Origin of the sequence: Candidatus Brachybacter algidus, assembly GCF_016707225.1 — a bacterium.
GTDB lineage: Bacteria > Bacteroidota > Bacteroidia > Chitinophagales > Saprospiraceae > Parvibacillus > Parvibacillus algidus.
Genome location: NZ_JADJID010000003.1, coordinates 284376 through 301416, shown reverse-complemented (window position 1 = coordinate 301416; position 17041 = coordinate 284376). Strand labels below are relative to the sequence as shown.

General features: G+C 36.0%; 14 protein-coding genes and 1 pseudogene. 7 read left to right on the top strand and 8 right to left on the bottom strand.

All coding sequences use genetic code 11. The annotated features are described in order from the left end of the window. Positions 1 to 26 precede the first annotated feature (26 nt). Positions 27 to 325, bottom strand: a pseudogene (locus IPI15_RS19850) (DciA family protein). Next, positions 315 to 1430, bottom strand: a complete 1116-nt coding sequence (gene recF, locus IPI15_RS11160) for a DNA replication/repair protein RecF (RefSeq protein WP_287404102.1) — start codon at positions 1428 to 1430, stop codon at positions 315 to 317. Before recF ends, IPI15_RS19850 begins: the two are co-directional and overlap by 11 nt. Before the next feature lie 725 nt (positions 1431 to 2155). Between recF and pdhA the strand changes: the two genes are divergently transcribed. From pdhA to IPI15_RS11145, 3 genes are read left to right on the top strand one after another with little or no spacing between them, the layout of a single operon-like run. Continuing rightward, positions 2156 to 3169, top strand: coding sequence for a pyruvate dehydrogenase (acetyl-transferring) E1 component subunit alpha (pdhA, locus tag IPI15_RS11155; protein WP_287420363.1), 1014 nt, complete (start codon positions 2156 to 2158; stop codon positions 3167 to 3169). A 58-nt stretch (positions 3170 to 3227) separates the two neighbouring features. Next, on the top strand, positions 3228 to 4652 hold the full coding sequence (locus tag IPI15_RS11150; protein ID WP_287420361.1) for an MBOAT family O-acyltransferase: 1425 nt from the start codon (positions 3228 to 3230) through the stop codon (positions 4650 to 4652). Continuing rightward, a complete protein-coding gene (locus tag IPI15_RS11145) occupies positions 4652 to 5764 on the top strand; it encodes an alginate O-acetyltransferase AlgX-related protein (protein WP_287420359.1) in 1113 nt (370 codons plus the stop codon). Before IPI15_RS11150 ends, IPI15_RS11145 begins: the two co-directional genes overlap by 1 nt. 170 nt (positions 5765 to 5934) lie before the next feature. Here the strand turns inward: IPI15_RS11145 and IPI15_RS11140 are convergent, their stop codons facing one another. Next, positions 5935 to 6738, bottom strand: a complete 804-nt coding sequence (locus tag IPI15_RS11140) for an ABC transporter ATP-binding protein (protein WP_287420357.1) — start codon at positions 6736 to 6738, stop codon at positions 5935 to 5937. Between the two features lie 85 nt (positions 6739 to 6823). Here IPI15_RS11140 and IPI15_RS11135 point away from each other — a divergent pair, with 85 nt between their 5' ends. After that, positions 6824 to 7324 carry a hypothetical protein gene (locus IPI15_RS11135; RefSeq protein WP_287404116.1) on the top strand — a complete coding sequence of 167 codons (501 nt, stop codon included), beginning with the start codon at positions 6824 to 6826 and terminating at the stop codon, positions 7322 to 7324. 3 nt (positions 7325 to 7327) lie between these two features. Here the strand turns inward: IPI15_RS11135 and IPI15_RS11130 are convergent, their stop codons facing one another. After that, on the bottom strand, positions 7328 to 8209 hold the full coding sequence (locus tag IPI15_RS11130; RefSeq protein ID WP_287404118.1) for a hypothetical protein: 882 nt from the start codon (positions 8207 to 8209) through the stop codon (positions 7328 to 7330). A gap of 81 nt (positions 8210 to 8290) precedes the next feature. On the opposite strand from IPI15_RS11130, the gene IPI15_RS11125 reads away from it, so the two are divergent. Beyond that, a complete protein-coding gene (locus tag IPI15_RS11125) occupies positions 8291 to 9394 on the top strand; it encodes a lysylphosphatidylglycerol synthase transmembrane domain-containing protein (RefSeq protein WP_287420355.1) in 1104 nt (367 codons plus the stop codon). A gap of 229 nt (positions 9395 to 9623) precedes the next feature. On the opposite strand, the gene IPI15_RS11120 is transcribed toward IPI15_RS11125, so the two are convergent. The 4 genes from IPI15_RS11120 to guaB all read right to left on the bottom strand — a co-directional run bounded on the left by IPI15_RS11120 (position 9624) and on the right by guaB (position 15182). After that, positions 9624 to 9995, bottom strand: a complete 372-nt coding sequence (locus tag IPI15_RS11120; RefSeq protein WP_287420353.1) for a T9SS type A sorting domain-containing protein — start codon at positions 9993 to 9995, stop codon at positions 9624 to 9626. Between the two features lie 132 nt (positions 9996 to 10127). Then, the gene (gene thrS / locus IPI15_RS11115) at positions 10128 to 12053 is read right to left on the bottom strand and encodes a threonine--tRNA ligase (RefSeq protein WP_287420351.1); all 1926 of its coding nucleotides are present in this window, start codon (positions 12051 to 12053) and stop codon (positions 10128 to 10130) included. An 85-nt stretch (positions 12054 to 12138) separates the two neighbouring features. Next, positions 12139 to 12957, bottom strand: a complete 819-nt coding sequence (locus IPI15_RS11110; RefSeq protein ID WP_287420349.1) for a YncE family protein — start codon at positions 12955 to 12957, stop codon at positions 12139 to 12141. 743 nt (positions 12958 to 13700) lie between these two features. Then, positions 13701 to 15182, bottom strand: coding sequence for an IMP dehydrogenase (gene guaB, locus IPI15_RS11105; protein WP_287404130.1), 1482 nt, complete (start codon positions 15180 to 15182; stop codon positions 13701 to 13703). Positions 15183 to 15412: 230 nt separating this feature from the next. On the opposite strand from guaB, the gene IPI15_RS11100 reads away from it, so the two are divergent. Next, a complete protein-coding gene (locus IPI15_RS11100) occupies positions 15413 to 15856 on the top strand; it encodes a nucleoside deaminase (protein WP_287404132.1) in 444 nt (147 codons plus the stop codon). A 140-nt stretch (positions 15857 to 15996) separates the two neighbouring features. After that, complete coding sequence (locus IPI15_RS11095; protein WP_287420347.1) at positions 15997 to 16560, top strand: hypothetical protein; 564 nt, start codon at positions 15997 to 15999, stop codon at positions 16558 to 16560. Positions 16561 to 17041: the final 481 nt, after the last annotated feature.

The window sequence follows — 17041 nt, the reverse complement described above, 5'->3', positions numbered from 1 at the left end:
GGTATTCCCTGGAGTGCCTTTTGTTTTTATGATACAATAATATCCTCGATCAGATTTTCACCTAAAAATTCATTCAACATATCGATGATCTTGATTTTGTTCAATAATAATTCCTGACGGAGTGGGGCAGAGGTTACTTGATGGTTAGCACACCTTTTCTTAAAGTCATGCCTTTAGTGTATTTAAGAACCATTGGTCCCATATTAGTGCTCCAGGCTTCCTTTAATTGTACCTTGATATACTGCTTCCGAATACCCGGAGTTTTTACCCATTCCGAAAGTATATCTTTGAGAGTACGTTCATTTGATCCAAATTTATTTTCCATGAGCAGCTACCTTTCCTTCATTAATAGTGAACGAATTCGATTTCTTTTTAAGTTCAGGCAATATATTGTTCACCCGTTCCGAATAAGTATCAGTTATAAATACTTGCCCATATTCATCGCTGTCAATGATCTTAAGTAAATTGGTCACCCGATGATGGTCCAGCTTGTCAAAAATATCGTCAAGTAATAGAATTGGTTTTGTACCTATGATTTTCTTCAACCAATGATACTGTGCGAGCTTTGCAGCAAAGATTGTTGACTTTATCTGACCCTGAGAGCCAATTCTTTTTACAGGTAAAGCGCTAATAATAAATTCCAGATCATCTTTATGGATTCCTTTGGTAGTTCTTTCAAGGATCAAATCTTTTTTATAAGAGGCTCGATAGGCTTCAATAAAATCTGCTTTTTGTCCCTGACAATCTGGGAGATAAAGGCAGTTAACATCTTCCTTTCCTGAAGCGATTTGCTCATATATTTCATTATAAATAATATTAATCTCATCTGTAAAGATCCTTCTGGAATTCATTATAAACTCAGAAATTATTGCCATTTCTTCATTATAATAATCAATTAGTTCTTGCTGACTTCTACCGTCGCGATTGATCTGTTTGAGTAATGAATTCCGCTGCTTTAATATTTTATTGTACTTATTTAAAGCCTCAAGGTATTCTCTGTTACCCTGGCAAATAGAAATATCTATAAATTTCCTCCGTTCCTCACTACCTTCTTCTATGAGCTGAATGTCACCAGGGGCAATCATAACCGCCGGAAGCTTTCCAATAAAGTGGGAAAACTTCCGCACTTCCTTGTCGTTTACAATGAAAGACTTATTATTTGGAAGCTTATACTTACATACCACATTTATTATTTCATCATTCAGGTGAAAATTCCCATCAACTCTGAAAAAATCCTTGTCAAATTTTATTAAATTCTTTTCAGAATACTGGAAATAGGACTTTGTCATGCATAATAAATATATGGCATCAAGCAGATTCGTTTTACCCTGTCCATTATTTCCGGTAATAATATTGAAATCCCTTGCAAACTGAACATCAGCAGCACTATAATTTTTAAAATTCGTTAATATGACTTTCTCTAAATACAAGGCAGCTTGTTATAAGTATATTATGTATTGAAACATCCAAGCAAATATAGAATATTGATTGGAGAATTTATTTTCGCTTTCAAATTTTCGACTCAAACGATAACGTCAAATCGATAAAAGTCATCGAAGCCGTCAGATGTCTTGAAGCCATCAGACGACTATGGCATATTTCCCAATGACATCAGCCGACTTAATTACGGCTGCTGGCATTCTACCTATTCTGATTCTAAGTTTAAACGGCATGAAACTTACTCCTTAATTCCTCTAAATTCCTTAATGTTTTAATTTAAGGCCTAACCCTTTTAAGTAGCTTATTGCACAGGTAGTCAACGTTACAAAGTTGAGTGAAATCTAATTTAGATATAAATTTAGTTGCTTCGAAACTTCAGATTTTAAATATCCGTCAGATGTTTTTAAGCCACCAGACTGCTCTCCGTAGCTTCTCTTGTTCACGCCATCCGACGTATTTAGTTCCGTCGCATTTACCGCTCAGAAATCATGAAATTTTATATTTATTGCTCGTCGGATGTTTTGTCCTGCACAAGTAACACAGGATAAACTAAACTGTCAGATGTCTTGAAGCCATCAGACGACACTTCGTAAATCGTTTGCTGACCTCTTTTATATTTAACTTTTAATTTATCCAAGTGTTAAGACAAGTATTACATAGCTATGTTCGGATATTTTTTTACTTTTACTTTTTAGATTACAAAATTTATATTTTAATGCAAAAGACTGCTGAAAAGAAAAAAGCGAAATATTCAGAAGCAACCTATGAGCTTTGGTATGAAACGATGCTCAGGATTAGGAAATTTGAAGAGAAGACCTTATTGATGTATTCTCAACAGAAAATCAGAGGTTTTTGTCACGTTTATATTGGTCAGGAAGCTATCGCTGCAGGTATAAAGTCTGCCTTAAAGCCTGAAGACTGTTTAGTTACAGGATACAGACAACATGGGCTTGCGCTCATGAAAGGTCTCAGTGCAAGATCTTGTATGGCTGAATTATTCGGTAAACAAACTGGCTGCGTCAAAGGCAAAGGTGGTTCAATGCACTTCTTTTCAAAAGAACATAAATTTTTTGGGGGAAATGGAATCGTTGGTGCTCAGATCCCCATTGGAGCTGGAATTGCATTTGCAGAAAAATATAAAAAAACTGATAACCTATGTGTCACCATGTTTGGTGATGGTGCTGCTCGGCAGGGTGCCTTGCATGAAGCTTTCAATATGGCTATGACATGGAAGCTACCTGTTTTGTTTATTTGCGAGAATAATCAGTATGCTATGGGTACATCCGTTACCAGAACCAGCAATGTCACTGATATGTACAAAATAGGTCTAGGCTACGAGATGCCAAGTGAGCCGGTTGATGGGATGAATCCTGAAGCTGTTCATGAAGCTATTGCTAAAGCAGCAGCTCACATTCGTTCGGGGAAAGGTCCATATTATCTTGAGATCAAAACCTATAGATACAGAGGTCACAGCGTAAGTGATCCGGGTCATTACCGCTCAAAAGATGAATTGGAGCACTACAAAACATTAGATCCTATAGGTATGTTGGAGCATTTTTTCAAAGAGGAAGGTGTACTAAGTGAAACCAAAATCTTAGAAATCCAGCAAAAGATACATGAAGAGGTAGAAGATGCTGTAGCATTTGCTGAAGAATCACCATGGCCGGAAGCATCAGGCCTTTATACTGACAATTATGTCGAAGATGATTATCCGTATATGAAAGACTAGAATCTTTGCAGATTTCTTCTAATAAATTTAATAAGAGCAACCTTATAGATCATGATAAATGGTATTTAGTAGTATAGTATTTCTATTATATTTTTTACCACTTTTTCTGATCACCTATTTTCTTGTTGACAAAAAATACAAAAACTTAGTAATACTTTTTTTTAGTATTGCATTTTATAGCTGGGGGGCTCCAAAGTTTATTTTCGTAATTCTGGGAACGACTTTTATTGATTTCCATTTGGTCAAATGGATGTCGGCCACTGAAAGTGAGAACAGGAGGAAAGTATTACTAGCATTATCTGTGAGTGTCAATTTGGGATTACTTTTATACTTTAAATACTCGAATTTCTTTATAGATAATGTAAATTCCTTGTTAGGTCTTCTCGGCGGAGGAGAAATCAAATGGACCAAGCTCCTGCTGCCTATTGGAATATCCTTTTATACTTTCGAAACCATCACTTATGTAGTTGATGTCTACAGGAAAATACACAAACCCTTAAAGAACTTTTGGGATTATCAGCTTTACATCATCTTATTTCCAAAGCTAATAGCCGGACCAATAGTGAGATATCATGATCTGGCAGATCAGATCACCGACAGGTCCCATAATGAAAATAATGAAAACAGACTGACTGGCTTCTACAGATTTGTGATTGGACTTTCTAAAAAAGTGATAATTGCCAATCATATGGGATTACTGGCAGATACCATCTTTGTCCAGGATTATGCCACGATGGACAGCTATACTGCTTGGATTGGTATTCTTGCATATACTTTTCAGATTTATTTTGACTTCTCAGGATATTCAGATATGGCTATAGGTCTAGCTAAAATGATTGGTTTTAAATTTCCTGAAAACTTCAATAATCCATACACATCAAGGAGTATTACCGAATTCTGGAGGCGCTGGCATATCACTCTCGGTGCATGGATGAGGAATTATTTATATATTCCTTTGGGGGGAAACAGAGTGGATTCAAATCTCAGAAAATACGCCAATCTTTGGATCGTGTTCTTGGCATCAGGATTATGGCATGGTGCTTCATGGAATTTTGTGATTTGGGGAGCTTATCATGGTTTTTTTCTGGTTATTGAACGTATGTTTTTGAGTAAATTTTATGGGAAGTTGGGTGCGTTTTTACCTATGATTATTACTTTTTTTGTTGTGGTGATCGGTTGGGTATTTTTCAGGATCGAACATTTTAACGATGCATTAATTTATATTAAAACCTTATTTTCATTTAGGAATATGGCATCTATTCCAATTGACAGTGAATTTTATACTTATTTTGTATTGGCTATTTTCTTTTCATTTTTTACTGTTTTAAAAAGAGGAGATATAATACAAAAGCAGGTTTATGAAATGCCATACAATAACTTTAAGCATATAATACTGTCCTTTGCAGTGACGGTTCTTTTCATCCTTTCTGTTAGTTCAATCACTACCTTTAGTTTTAATCCTTTCATATATTTTAGATTCTAATGATGAAAGACAATGGAATTCTAAGACGAATATTGTTGGCCATACTCTTATGTTTGCTGATATTGCCTTACACTCAAGAGAAGCTACTTTTATTCAAAGAAACGCCATTAAACGGAGCGATCACGACCGTTGATAAACCTTTGTTCTCTGTGAGTGAATGGCTTGAAGGGACATTCCAGGAAAAGACAGAAAGTTTTTTGAATCAGAATTTTGGCTTTCGAACAGGCTTGGTTCGCTTTAATAATCAAATTCTTTATAGCATTTTTAATAAAGCAAAGGCTAAAGATGTCATCGTTGGCAAGGAAAGTTACTTGTATGAGTCAGGATATATCGATGCAATCAACGGCATCAATTATTTGGGAGATGAAATATTTGCTGAAAAAATCAGAAAAATTCGACTGCTTTCAGATACTTTGTCTAAAATGAATAAGAGTCTCATTATAGCAATTGCTCCCAGCAAGGCAAGGTTTTATACAGAATATATTCCGGATAACCTGCTTCATATCTCAAATCAAACAAACTACAATGGCTTCGTTAAAGCTGCAAAGGATGCCAGCTTGGATATTATAGACTTTGGTGACTATTTTATAAAAAGTAAAGACACCTCTAAATACCTCTTGTTTCCCAAATTAGGTACACATTGGAGTGTTTATGGAGCATGTCTTGCAGAGGATTCCCTGATTCATTATATAGAGCGTGAACGCCACATCGATCTAAGGGAACTCCAATGGTCTATGGATGGGGTAAAGCGAGCCTATGGTACAGATTATGATATAGCTGATGGAATGAATCTATTATATCGGATTCGAGGTCCGGAACTTGCTTATCCCACTTTAACTTATGAGAAAGATAGCAGCAAGATCCAGTTAAAGGTGGTCTCTATTGCAGATAGTTTTTATTGGATGTTTATGTATAATCAGATAGGAGAGATTTTTGAAAAGCATCAATATTGGTATTATTTCAACGATATATGGCCCAAATCAAACGACTGTCAAAGAGAAAATAGGGTAGTGGCAGATTTAGATCTCAGGGCCGAAATAGATAAAAACGATGTTTTTATCATATTAAACACGGAATCAACTGTTGGCGGATATGGCTTTGGTTTTATTTAGGCTGCTTACGATTTTTATTATCCGGTGGTAAAATAAATCAGGATGCTTCCGGCATATTCTTTCTTCTTTGACCTGATACTGTCTTAATAAATATTTCATTGAGGGAAGGCAATATTTCCTGCATACCCATCAACATGTTGTTTTTGCTGACTTGTTGGGTTATGAATTGATTAAGAATACTTAAGACTTGGTGTCTTCAGCCAAATTTCATTTTCCTTTTGGTTAGTTATTTCAATACCCTCTATCAAGTCCGAGATAGGATCAATCATTCTTTCAAATATGACATGGAACAGGTCATCTTTCCATAATTGTTTCATTGTAGAAACTTCATTTTCCAGCACGTTTTCACCCTTACTTATCAGCACTATTCTGTCACAGATCTCCTCTACTTGTTCCATTCTGTGCGTAGAGAACATAAGAGTTGTTCCCTGTCTATTCAGATTTAATATCTCTTCTTTTAATAATTCAGTATTTACAGGATCGAGACCAGAGAATGGCTCATCGAGGATAAGGAAGCTTGGATTGTGCATGACTGTTGCAATAAATTGGATCTTCTGTTGCATCCCTTTTGAAAGCTCTTCTACTTTTTTGTAAGCCCAATCGCTGATGTTCATTTTATCCAGCCAATAGCCGATCCTTTCCTTTCCTTCCTTCTTAGTCAGACCCCTCAAGGCTGCAAAATATTCAAGTTGCTCCGAAATTTTCATTTTTTTATAAAGACCACGCTCCTCTGGCATATAACCAATAGTACCTCTTTGCAGGTCCTTTGTATTAACTCCGTTGAGCATAATACTTCCTTTATCCGCCTGTGTGATATTGGTAATGATCCTTATAAGGGAAGTCTTTCCAGCCCCATTTGGTCCTAATAAACCAAAGACAGATCCTTTTGGTACTTCAAAACTTACATCATTCAAAGCCGTGTAATCACCGTAGACTTTTGTTACATTTTTTATACTTAGAATACTTTCACTCATTTGAACTTGTTTTGTGCGAAATTAAAAAAATATTGACGACATTCTTTAGCTTTGAATTAATATTATTAAAAGTATAGTTCAAATTTTGAAAAAATTTACGTCTATCTTCTTGATTATCATTTGTTGCCTGGCCAGCCATAACCTGATGGCGCAGAGTGAAATTGATTCTGTAAATATTTCGCCATCAAAAGATACTGCTATAATCATTAAGGCAATGCTTATGAAATTGTTTGATATCAATGGAATTCCGGCAGTCCATTCAAGAAAGAGCTGCAATTGCGGTTGTGATATCAAAAAGGAAGCATATGTGGTTTCGAAGTCAGTATCCTTCGCTGCTTATGATTTTTGTGATAGTCAGGTATTCGAATGGAATGGGAGAGATGATGATGCATTTGGATTTCTAAAGAATATTCAGTTGCAATTAACTCAAGTAGGTTATTTACATCTGAATGGTATTATAAAAGAAAAGCAGAAATTTAGAATAAAGAAATTTTATGTTGAGACTGATGATCTACTTACATTTTTAGAAGTCTCAAGTATGAAAGATGGATCACTTAAGCTCAAGTTGAGTGTTGCGACACCATAGATCTTACTTAGAATGTTTTCTGACCTTAACTCGCCTGAGTAAAGGCCTCAGAAACAAAGTTTTTTCTGCCGCCAATAGCACATGTGTATCATCCTGATAATCAATTGATTCATATTGCCTTGTGATAAACCATGTTGGAACAATCATGCTGCCTTTTGATTTTGAAAAAATAGTATCTCCATTATTTGATACATCATAAAAGAAAATTTTGGAATCGGCATCCGGCAGAAAACCAAACACATATTTATACCTGTAAGCACATATCGCAAGTGTTTTCATATCGGGACTAAGGGCTGCTCCTGTAAATACGAATCCTTTTAAGTCAATCGACTCTATATATTGGGCAGTACTGTTGAGCTTGCTCGGATTTAATATGTAGTGATGACTTTTAAAATACTTTCTTTTTGTAATTCCTTTTGTGAAAATATGGAGTTTGCCATTCATCCAAACGATAGATTCTGAATCAAAGCTATTGTCTATTTCCCCTGGCGGATTCATGTATGTAAAAACGAATGAATCTTGTAAACTAAGACCTTTGTTTAATTTATAAATAGTAAGATATTTATTATCCAATGCATTATTCCCAATATCAGCGATATATAAATTACCCGCTTCGTCGAGAGTCAGATCTTCCCAATCATTATTTTTTATATTTAATTTATGGTGTAGCAGATTGTTCCCTTTATAATCCGACTGGATGATTTCAGCCGGATTATTACTGTCATTGATCCAAAAACATGTATCCTTTGAGATAAAAACTAATCCGGAATTCTCATTGAGAGAAGTAGGTAACTTGACTCTTCTCTGAGATTGTAAGTTAGTGGAAATGAGTATTATGAATATTGAAATAATTATTTTAGTATAATTTTCTAAACCTTTATTCATACAGTTGCTTTCTAAAAAGATATAAAATAAGCTGATTGTGAAAATAACTGAATATATTGTCATTCTAAAAATAAAATATCATTGAAAGAATCGACTACCGAAGATTTAAATACATCAGATAAAAAGGCAATTCAATCTATTAAGATTTCAAGAGCGATCTGGCCCATTCTGATTGGCGTTGGCGTAGTAGGTTATCTATTTTGGAAGCAATTCGATATCAATGAATTTAATAAAATTAACTGGACCACAGGTGCATTTATCTCAATTGGTCTTGCATTTTTCATTATGGGACTCAAACATTTGTCCTATGCTACGAGACTTTATATCCTTTCAGAAAAACAATTCAGTTTTCTAAAGTGTATTCAACTTATTTTTATCTGGGAATTTAGCAGCGCCATTGCTCCGACAGCCGTGGGAGGCAGTGCTGTGGCACTGTTCGCTCTTGCTCAAGAAAACCTTTCTGCCGGCAAAACAACGGTAATTGTTATCTATACAGCTATACTCGATTCTTATTTTTTTGTGATCACATTGCCAATCTTGTTTTTGATATTCGGACCTGAAATGATAAGACCCGGCATGACAGCTCTTAATTTCCAGACAGTTGTTGGCAGCGCCCTTCTCATTGCTTATATCATAAAGGTTGGATACAGCACACTTTTTCTCTATGGCCTTTTCATCAGTCCCACTAAGATTAGAAGACTTCTTTCCGCACTTACTTCAATTCCATTCCTCAATAGATGGCATCAAAAGGCATTAGTATTAGGGGATGATATAGTTCTGGCATCTCAGGAAATAAAGGGCAAGCCATTTAAATACCATTTTTCAGCTATCATGATGACGATCTCAGCCTGGGTATTGAGGTTTTTGATACTTGAAGTACTTATCTTAGGTATTATTGGAGGGCTGGATAAGGGTTGGTATATCATAATGGAATTGTATGCGCGCATTGAAACTATGTTTATGGTTATCATGTTCAGTCCATCACCAGGTGGCTCCGGTATAATAGAAGGTGTATTCGGGGACTTTCTGCATGATTATATACCAATTGGTGTTGCTTTGATCATCGCTCTTTTATGGCGTTTGATCTCCTATTATTTCTATTTGTTCGCCGGAGTAATTATTGTACCCAACTGGTTAAATAAGATACTAAAGAAAAGGCATTTGGCTTCAGCAATAAAAAAGTAATGGAGGTAATGAGAATATGGTGTGGAAAGCCGTTTGCTTGCTTCGAGATAACTGAGGTTTTGAAATCAAAAAGCATTAAAGAGTAGCAAGTACTATTCATATAATTGAATGTATTTACTGAATGTAACCATCGAAGTATTATTCTGATTTCTAACTTCTAATTTAGGATTTCACAACCGAAGTTCTTATTACTACCTAAACTTGATTCACATAAAATAAGCAGAATGGATTAGTTCTTTTTGTACAATTTGATTGTCTTAATGACCTGATTGTTAGAATCCATGAATCTTAAGATGTAAATACCGCCTGGGACATCTGTTAACTGATAATTATTATCCGCAGATACACGATAAGTCTTTAAAGGTTTTCCAATAATATTAAATAACTGAATCTTACTGTAATTAATGTTCGACGTAACTGCGAAATAATCATTCGCCGGGTTAGGAGAGACCCGTATATCTATGTCATCTTGAAATGGTATTGAAACTCTTAAAGTAGAAGAATTAGATTTTACAGGCATGACATCAACAGAAGACGCAGCAGCAGTAGCCACTCCAAATCCGAATATCAGTAAAAAAGCCCAAGTAAAAATTCTATTCATTTATCTCTTAATAAATTTTCAACTCAAATATAACGTTATCCCAATAATAATTTCTTAAATATCTCTAAAACTTTTTAGAAATACTGTTAAAGTTTAAAAGATGTATATAATTAAAATAAATATATACCAGATTTACTCACCAAGTTCATTTTTAAAATATGCAATAAAATCTTCCAATGACATTGCTCCCTGGTCTCCCTCGCCTTGTTTTCTTACTGCCACCATACCTTCTTCGGCTTCTTTTTCACCCACGATCAGCATGTAAGGTATTTTCTTCATTTCAGTATCTCTGATTTTTCTTCCTATGGTCTCATTTCTGTCATCAATCACCCCTCTGATATCATGAGACGACAACTTAATCTGAAGCTCTTTACAATAATCTACAAAACGCTCACTGATCGGAAGTATTGCAAATTGCTCAGGTGCTAACCACAAAGGAAACTTGCCGGCAGTATGTTCTGTCAATACACCGATGAATCTTTCCATCGAACCAAATGGTGCTCTATGGATCATGACTGGTCTATGCGCAGCATTATCAGCTCCTATATACTCGAGATTAAATCTTTCCGGCAAATTATAATCGACTTGTATTGTACCCAACTGCCATCTTCTGCCTAAAGCATCTTTGATCATGAAATCTAGTTTCGGACCATAGAAAGCTGCTTCTCCAAGTTCAGTAGTTGTTTCCAGACCAGCTTCTGCAACTGCATCAATGATGGCATTTTCAGCTTTTTCCCATACCTCATCACTACCGATGTATTTATCCTTATTCTCAGGATCCCTAAGTGAGATTTGTGCAGTAAAATTATCAAATCCAAGTTTTTTGATAACAAACATCGTCAGGTCCAGTACATTTAGAAACTCTGATTTAAGCTGCTCCGGAGTGCAGAAGATATGTGCATCATCCTGAGTAAAACCACGTACTCTTGTCAGTCCATGCAATTCTCCACTTTGCTCATAACGGTATACTGTTCCGAATTCTGCAAAACGAATTGGAAGTTCTTTGTACGACCTTGGTTTGTGGCCATATATTTCGCAGTGGTGCGGGCAATTCATTGGCTTAAGCATGAATACTTCATCTTCCTTTGGAGTCAGAATTGGCTGGAAGGAATCTGCACCATATTTAGCCCAGTGACCGGAAGTAATATAAAGCTCTTTCTTTCCAATATGTGGAGTTATTACTTGCTGGTAGCCTCTTTTTATTTGCTCGCTTTTTAAAAAATCTTCAAGTCTGCTTCTTAATGCAGCACCTTTGGGCAGCCAGATTGGCAATCCTGCTCCCACCAAATCCGAAAACATAAATAATTCAAGTTCGGCTCCAAGCTTTCTATGATCGCGCTTTTTAGCTTCTTCGATCATGGTAATATATTCCTGAAGTTCTTTTTGTTTCGGAAAACTGACACCATAGATTCTAGTCATCATGGTATTTTTTTCGTCTCCTCTCCAATAGGCACCAGCTACATTGGTCAGTTTAATTGCTTTGATTTTACCGGTATCTGTAATGTGGGGCCCTCTGCATAGATCTGTAAAACCACCTTGAGTATAAAAAGTAATTTGTCCATCCTGAAGGTCCTGTATCAATTCAAGTTTGTATTGATCTCCTTTTTCGGTAAAATAATTGAGTGCATCAGCTTTAGAAACATCCTTTCTTGAATACACATTTTTCTGTGATGCAAGTTCAGCCATTTTCTTCTCAATAGTTTCTAATTCAGCCAGACCTATGGATTTTTCTCCGGTATCGATATCATAATAAAACCCTGTTTCTATGGCAGGACCTATTCCAAGTTTCACTCCTGGATATAATGCTTCCAGCGCTTCTGCCATTAAGTGAGCAGATGAATGCCAAAAAGTTGATTTGCCTTCTTTATCATTCCAGGTCAGTAATTGCACTGATGAATCGTCATTAATCGGTCTGGAAGCATCCCATACTTCACCGTTGACCTTAGCAGCCAGGACATTTTGTGCGAGTCCCATACTGATGGACTGGGCAATCTCCATAGAGGTAGTTCCTTTATGAAATTGTTTGATTGAACCATCAGGCAATGTAATATTGATCATAGTATTCTGAGTTAAAATGGGTGCAAAATTGTAAAAACTAACTGATATTAAGGAAATAAAGATGTAAAATTTATTGATTTAACGTCTATTTAGATTTTTTAGGATCAAAATATATAATTTGATTCTCTTTATTTAAACCATAAAATTTATTCTTGACCACATCATAGGTAATACTTTTTGTCTCATTGATGGGAATTGTTCTTAGCTCTGCTCCTATATTAATGATATCAATAGGATATTCAAGAATATTAGTTCCATCATCGTAGTAAAGATTATTTCCTATATAAACTACTGACTTGAAATTTTCAAGATCAATGGATTTTACCCATTTCCCAAATATGTCAAAGACCTGTACTTTTTGCCCTTCCTGACTGATATAAACATAGTTTGATTTTTGTTGGATAAAAATAGGCTTGTCTGCAAGTATATTAAAACCAAAATATGGAATTCCCTGTACTTTCTTTTCTCCTGCTGTACTTACCTTATACACTTTCCTATTTCCCTCATCTAACACCCATATATTATTGTCATCACTTATTCCTGCAGTCCTAATACTCCCAAAACCAATCGAGTTAAAGTTTAATCTCCCAGTCTCAGCAAGATTATTATCTAAGAGAACAAGGATTTGATACTGAGGATAGAAAACTAGCACCTGAAAGGGGTTTGACACGTCCAGATTACCGATTATTCCGAGTCGATTGTTTTCGTATCGATTCCAAAAAGTACCATCAGGCTTATATTTGAGGATCTGCATCTCTTCTGTCAAAAAATATCGATTTGACAGTGGATCGATTCGAATACTTTTTGGCTCAAAATCCACCTGTATAGAATCACTGACCCATCCTTGAGCTAACGCTTGCTGTAAGGACATCCACAAGAAAAGAAGGAGTGTTATATTTTTCAAATTATGGTTTAATGTTGCCAAATGTTTTGTTTGAAAATAGGTTTCGTAATTTACTATTTTAAAAAACCTTCCATACTCTCAAATAGTTTGATGCCCTTTAATGTTACTCTTCATAAATATGTCACCACCTTCAGGGTTCTGAACGAGTTGTAAACAACTATTCTATAATAATGTCAATTTTGAAGGTTTTTAAATTACAATACAAAGGAAAAGTTATCTCGCTTCCTTCAAAAGCCATAGGCCATCAGCCAACCCCAATTCGACACTGCCTATTATTCGCCCCATTTTCAATTTTCAATTTTCAATTTTCAATTCTCCATTCTCCATTTCCAACTACCACATTTCTTTCGAAGAATAATCACCTCACTTCCACATAAAAGCTATCAGCCATCAGCTATCAACCAACCCATATTCGACACTGCCTATTCTTCGCCCCATTTTCAATTTTTAATTTTCAATTCTCCATTCTCCATTTCCAACTACCACATTTCTTTCGAAGAATAATCACTTCACTTCCACATAAAAGCTATCAGCCATCAGCCATTAGCTATCAGCCAACCCCAATTCAATACCTCCCATTCTTCGCCCCATTTTCCATTACCACTTTTAATACGAAGAATAATCACCTCACTTCCACTTAAAAGCCATCAGCCATCAGCCATAGGCCATCAGCCAACCCCAATGCGACACTGCCTATTCCTCGCCCCATTTTCAATTTTCAATTTTCCTTTTTCAATTTCAAACTACCTCCTGCTATAATTGGGAGATTCTTTTGTTATATTAATGTTGTGTGGATGACTTTCTGTTACACCTGCAGATGAAATTTGAACGAACTGAGCTCTCTTTAACGCTTCAATATTTGCTGAACCGCAATATCCCATTCCTGCTCTCAGTCCTCCGATGTATTGATATATGACTTCAGATAATGAACCTTTATAAGGTACCATTCCTTCAATGCCCTCCGGAACTAATTTTTTAATATCATCTTCGACATCCTGGAAATATCTGTCTTTAGAGCCAAGTTGCATAGCACCGAGAGAACCCATACCTCTATAAGTCTTAAACTTTCTGCCATCAAGGATTATTGTTTCTCCAGGGGATTCTTCTACTCCTGCGAACAAAGATCCCAACATAACAGTATCGGCTCCAGCTGCAATCGCCTTTACGATATCTCCGGTATACCTGATTCCACCATCACCAATGACCGGGATTCCACTTCCTTCCAATGCTCTACTTACGTTATAAATAGCTGTCAACTGAGGTACGCCCACTCCCGTTACAATTCTAGTGGTACAAATACTACCCGGTCCGATACCAACTTTTATACCATTGATTCCTACTGAAGCTAATGCCTTTGCTCCTTCTCCAGTAGCCACATTACCAGCGATTATCTGGATATTTGGAAATTTATTTCTGATAAGTTTGATTGTATTTATCACACCTTGGGAATGTCCATGCGCCGTATCAATCACGATAACATCAACATCCATAGATATTAAGGCGTTTATCCTGTCTTCGGTATCAGCAGAAACCCCCACTGCAGCTCCTACCAGCAACCTTCCAAATGAATCCTTGCTTGAAGAAGGAAAATCTTTTAACTTCAAAATGTCTCTGTAAGTAATAAGACCAGCCAAACGCCCGTCCTCATCTACTACTGGCAGCTTTTCAATCTTATGGGTTTGAAGAATATTTCTTGCTGATGTAAGATCTGTACCCACAGGCGCAATGATCAGTCTTTCCTTTGTCATCAATTCTGTCACAGGACGATCACCTGAAGTTTCAAAACGTAAATCTCTATTTGTAAGAATGCCTTTTAATTTTTGATTGGCATCAATAATAGGAATTCCTCCAATTTTATTTTGTTCCATTAATTGCAAAGCATCTGCTATTGTAGCCGTTTCTGGAAGTGTTACTGGATCTATAATCATGCCACTTTCAGATCTTTTGACGCTGCGCACTTGAGCTGCTTGCGACTCTATGGACATGTTTTTATGAATGATACCTATCCCACCTTGTCTTGCCATAGAGATAGCAAGCGCCTTTTCAGTGACAGTATCCATGGCAGCTGAGATAATGGGTACATTGATGGTAATTGTTTCTGTAAGTTTAGTACTTGTGTTCACATCACGTGGCAGTACTTCAGAATGTGCAGGGAGGAGAAGCACGTCGTCAAAGGTTAGTCCTTTTTCAACAAATTTTTCTTTAAAACTATTTATTCTATCCATTTGCAAAGATAATGGTAATAGATTAAATCAAATATAATTATTTTATCGTTTAATGAAATTTCACATCTAGTAATGCACCATTTAACAAAAAATAAATTATATATGTAAAACTATAAATGTTGATATGGCTTGATTAGCGAACGTAAAATCCCTTTAAGTAACCAACTTAAAATACATTGACAAATTATTTCCATTGACAATTTCCTTAGCTTTGTATTTAATTTGAATCAATGGACGATCTTTATACTGACACATATTTTATGAAAATTGCTATGCGCGAAGCCCAAATGGCATTTGATGAGGGCGAAGTGCCTATAGGTGCGGTCATCGTGGCGCGCAATCAAGTAATTTCAAAAGCCCACAATCAAGTCGAGATGTTGAACGATGTCACTGCGCATGCAGAGATACTTGCTATTACATCTGCATCACAAAGTTATGGCTCAAAATATCTAACTGATTGTACACTTTATGTTACGATAGAGCCTTGTGTCATGTGCGCCGGTGCTTTGAGATGGTCACAGATCGAACGAGTGGTATATGGTGCTGATGATGAAAAATATGGTTTCATGAAATTTGGAAAAGAAATGCTGCACCCTTCCACTAAGCTGGCTTGCGGAGTTTGTAAAGATGATAGCATCAAAATGATGCAGGATTTTTTTGCTGATAAAAGATAATCGGCTTGTTTAGTTTGGTTAAAAGTTAGTTAAACATCAAGTTAAATATAGTTAACAAGGATATACAGCCCCATTTATTGTCGTTAATTTATATGACAAACAAGTAAAGTCAATTCAAGCAAAATCTAAATCCATTAAACATGAAGTTTCCATCTTATTTTTTATCTATATTTTCTTTTTCAATAGTACTATCCTTTGGAATTTCCAGCTGCAAACCTGTCCCACAAAAGAGCGTCTTCACTCAAAAGCTCTATAAAGATTCAGGTCTTTCAAAGGATGATCTTCAAAGAGTCCAATTTTTTATCGATCGGGATATTGTTATTTATAGAGTATTAAATTCAAGTGACAGCAGGGTAGAAGGAGGTAAAATAACAATTCGAGGTGGTGAAAATGTTGAAGAAATAGTTATTAAACGAGGCACTAAAGGTGCGCTTGTATATATGCCAAAAGATGACAGACTTGGAATTAGTTTCGACGCAACTTCCGATGACAAATATTTGATGTTTGGTCCAAACCCAAAAAATTATAATAGGTATTCACTTTTAGCCACTGAATGGCAGAATGGGATTGGCACAGTTACTTATGGTGATGCCAAATGGAAAACTATTAGTGGTAATGCTTATGCTGCATTGTTGGTGGACCTTTCCAACTATCGGAAGACAGAAGTAAATACTCAGGTGCCTAAGGGTAGAGAGGTTAGGTAAAATTTGAAGTTAGAATTTCGAAATTAGTTGATCTGTATTGCTGTGCTTCCAAAATCAAAAAGATAGCTTGAAAAAATAGAACGCAAATGACGCAGATTTTGCTGATATTCAGGATCAATTATAATAGAGATTGTCGATGTACAAATTTCCCCCTTTGGAGGGCTAAGGCTTAAACACCTCTTTTTTTATTTTTCAAAGTAAACTTTGGTGACACAACGAGCATTCAGTTCTATTTTATTGTTATATGTAAAAAGCTGTTTATGAAGAGTAACAATGAAAGATGAAATAAAGTCGCAACTTCCCCTCTGGCAGAGGGGTGGCGGTAGCCGGGGTGTCGAATGTCGATTAAACACATAGAGTTTGGCAGGAAATCAAAAATAATTTATCAATGAGTTATATATTAAAGTTTTAGAGAACTAAATGACCCTAGCTCTGGAGAGGGGTAGGCAATGTCATTAAGTTAAGGCCATATGTTTTGTCA